We start from the raw sequence: 3,368 nt of genomic DNA on the forward strand, positions 1-3,368 counted from the left end.
GACCGGCGTCATTGCCGGTCGCCAGCGTTTCTCCACGCGCAGACGCGGAGAAACGCCGCCCCCGACGCTTACGGCTTGCCGCAGCGATACCGATCCGTCTCGATGAACCCATTGCGCTGGGCGATCTCGCGGTCGTAGCAGCCCTGGGTGCCGTAGCTGCGATGGCGCTGGGTCGAGTGCCCGGTGGCATGCCGCTCCGGCCGCGGCACGCCGTAGTTCCAGCCGGCCTCGCCTGCGAAGCTGTTGCGCTTGCTCTGCGCGATCGGCGCCTGGCCGCGTCCCGGCGTCTGCAACAGATCGGCGTTGTCGAAGATCTTCATCGTGGTGACGATGCGTTGCGCGCTGCCCGACGGCACCACGCTCAGCGAACCGTCGAAACCGAAGCGCTGGGCATGCGTGGACAAGCCCGGCGCGCCGCCGCCGAGGCGGGTCACGGTCTGGGTGTCGTTCCACTCGCCCTTGACCCCGTCCGGATTCTCCTCGGCGCCCCAGCCGTGCAGGTTGGTGTTGCCGACGATGCGTTCGACCGTGGTGTATTGGCGGCCCTTGGCGGTGTCGACGTAGCCGCTGGCGCGCAGGCGGTGGCCGCCGCGGGTGTCGACTTCGAAGCGGCCGTCGGGCAATGCGCGGTAGGTGGATTGCGCCGCCAGCGGAGTGAGTTGATAGCTCAGCAAACGGCCGCCGGTGGCGGCGCGGCGCGGGTCGGTCCAGGCCTGCAGATTCGGTTGCAGGGTCCAGCCGGAGGCGCCGTCGGGCAGGTTGGCCACGCGGAAACGGATTTCGTGCGCGCGGCCGTCGTTGACCAGGCCGATGAAGGGCGACAGGTCGTAACGGATCGGTTCGATGTTGAACGCGCGCGGCGCCGGAATCACGTACCACAGGAACGGATTGGACCAGCCGCCGGTGTAGATGTGCGGATACGGCATGGCGATGCCGGCGACGCGGCCGTCGATCAACACCTGCACTTCGCGATACGGCCCGTGTTGCGCGGGGCAGGAGTAGTTGGCCTGCGGCGGCGCGGTGAAGTACCAGAACTCTTCGCAACCGCCGCCCGAGCCGGTGGCGTAGACCTCGCCGATCCAGCGGGTGGCGTTGGCCGGCAAGGTGTAGTCGCCGATCAGGTCGCTGCCGTCGCGGCGCTCGTTGGCCAGCGGCGCGACCCGGTCGGCCGCGTCCACCGCCGGGTGGCGGCGGTCGGCGTTGTAGAACACCACCCGCGCCTGGATATAGATCACGCCGGTGTAGGTCTGGTTGACCACGTTGCCCAGGTACATGCGCACCGCTTGCGGCGATTTCAGCAGCGAGGCATAGGCGCTGATGTCCTTCTCGACATGCCAGCCGATGCCGTCGCGCGAGGGCTCCGGGGTGCTGGTCGACAACACGGTCATACCGCCGATCTGCAAATAGCCGAGCCGGTCGAACTGCACGCCCTTGACCTGTCCGTCCATCTCCAGCACCACCTTGCTCCACGGCCCGGGGCAAGCGGCCGGCGGCGCGATCGCGCCGGGATGCCATTCGAAATCGGCGAACGCGGTGTCGAGAATCTCGACCGTGCAACTGCGGGTGTCCGGCCGCGCCACCGCGGGATCGGCGGTGCGCGGATCGTCCCAATCGGTTCCGAATTCGTCGGCGGCGCGCGCGGGCGCGGCGTTCAGGCACAGCAGCGCGAGCGCGAAAGCGGACAGCGTGGAGGGCAGGCGTGAGGGCATGCGGGTATCCTCGATAGGCGGGGGATGAGCGCGGCGTGGCCGAACGCGGCCAAGGCTTCGAGCTTCCGCGCTGAACGCCGATGCGGCAAGCCGCGCGGATCGCGCCGACCCTTGAATCCTGCGACGGATGCCGCATTTCATCGGCACGGCGCACGCTCGCCGCTCCCCATCCGCACACGCTAACGGAGGCAGTCCATGGCCGGTTCGATCATTCCTGGCATCGGTGCGTTCAAGCAGCGCTTGCCGCAACCCGAAGACGCGCTGCCGGGCCGGGCCGCGCCGCTGCCTTTGCACAACGCGCACTACATCAGTGGCGCGAAGCTGCGCGATGAGTACGTGGGCCTTGCCCGGGTGCAATTCGGCATGGGCTGCTTCTGGGGCGCCGAGCGCAAGTTCTGGTCGCTGCCGGGCGTGGCGGTCACCGCGGTCGGTTATTCCGGCGGTTACACGCCCAATCCGACCTATCGCGAAGTGTGCAGCGGCCAGACCGGTCACACCGAGGCGGTGCTGGTGGTGTTCGATCCGGCCAAGATCGCGTTCGAGCAGTTGCTGAAAGTGTTCTGGGAAAGCCACGACCCAACCCAGGGCATGCGCCAGGGCAACGACGCCGGTACTCAATACCGCTCGGCGATCTATTGCGAAAACGACGCCCAATATCGGGCGGCGTTGGCCAGCCGCGACGCGTTCCAGGTCAAGCTGCGCGAGGCCGGTTATGGCGAGATCACCACCGAGATTCCGCCGCCGCCGGCGCCGGAGTTCTATTACGCCGAAGACGATCACCAGCAATACCTGGCCAAGAACCCGATGGGTTATTGCGGTTTGGGCGGTACCGGCGTGAGTTGTCCGATCGGCTTGGCCTGAACTCGGGATGGGGAATGGGCTGAAGCTTCGCGAGTTGCGCGGAATCCAGCCCGCCGGCCGCTTTCAACCGCCCATTCCCGACTCACCGATTCAAGCGAACTCGCGCGCGAACATCGCCCGCATCTGGGCGATGCCTTCTTCTTGCTCGGGCAGCAAAATGCGCAGGCACGCCTGCGCGAAGGAAATCGGCGAAGTGCCCGGCGCGGTCGCGACCAAGCCATCGCTGACGCAGGCCTCTTCGCGGTAATGCGCGCCGCCGCGGTATCCGGCGACCTCGCTCAGATAACCCGCCTCGTTGCTGGTGTGCGCACGCTCATCCAGCACACCCGCCGCGGCCAGCGCGCGGGTGCCGCCGCAGATGCCGGCGACCGCGCGGCCGGCGGCGACGCGTGCGCGCAACGCGGCCAGGATCGGTTCCGGCGCCGGCGCTTCGTCCCACAGCGGGCTGCCGGGCACCACCCACAGATCGGCGGCCAGCGGATCCAGGTCGGTCAGCCGCTGCTGCGGTTGCAGGGTCAGGCCGCTCATCGTGGTCAACGGCGAACCTTCGATGCTGGCGCTGACCACGTCGACGCCGAACCACGCATGCGCCGCGGCGGCGAGCGGACCGTATTCCCAGTCGGCGGGACGGTCGACCATCATCAGTACCAGAGTCTTGCTCATGCGTTGCGCTTCCTGTTCGCGTGGGCGGCCATGATCGCGATGCGTTCGCGGCCGGGCCAGTGACGTGCGTCAGGTGCGCGCGAAAGTTTGGTAGCCGATCACGATGGCACGGTAACCGACTGTAGGAGCTGCGTC

Annotated in this window: 3 protein-coding genes; 1 reads left to right on the forward strand and 2 read right to left on the reverse strand. The window is 68.1% G+C overall.

What is annotated here, in order from left to right; genetic code table 11:
* Positions 1-68: 68 nt before the first annotated feature.
* Positions 69-1,709, reverse strand: a complete 1,641-nt coding sequence (locus V7787_RS52525) for a peptide-N4-asparagine amidase (protein ID WP_336095415.1) — start codon at positions 1,707-1,709, stop codon at positions 69-71.
* A gap of 195 nt (positions 1,710-1,904) precedes the next feature.
* On the opposite strand from V7787_RS52525, the gene msrA reads away from it, so the two are divergent.
* Positions 1,905-2,570, forward strand: coding sequence for a peptide-methionine (S)-S-oxide reductase MsrA (gene msrA / locus V7787_RS52530; protein ID WP_336095416.1), 666 nt, complete (start codon positions 1,905-1,907; stop codon positions 2,568-2,570).
* 90 nt (positions 2,571-2,660) lie between these two features.
* On the opposite strand, the gene V7787_RS52535 is transcribed toward msrA, so the two are convergent.
* A complete protein-coding gene (locus V7787_RS52535) occupies positions 2,661-3,233 on the reverse strand; it encodes a DJ-1/PfpI family protein (RefSeq protein ID WP_336095417.1) in 573 nt (190 codons plus the stop codon).
* Between the last annotated feature and the right edge of the window lie 135 nt (positions 3,234-3,368).

This window comes from Pseudomonas sp. CGJS7, from assembly GCF_036961695.1.

Bases quoted from the DNA above. Each gene is read 5' to 3' on its own strand.
- V7787_RS52525 (WP_336095415.1), bottom strand. From the start codon at position 1,709: ATGCCCTCACGCCTGCCCTCCACGCTGTCCGCTTTCGCGCTCGCGCTG.
- msrA (WP_336095416.1), top strand. From the start codon at position 1,905: ATGGCCGGTTCGATCATTCCTGGCATCGGTGCGTTCAAGCAGCGCTTG.
- V7787_RS52535 (WP_336095417.1), bottom strand. From the start codon at position 3,233: ATGAGCAAGACTCTGGTACTGATGATGGTCGACCGTCCCGCCGACTGG.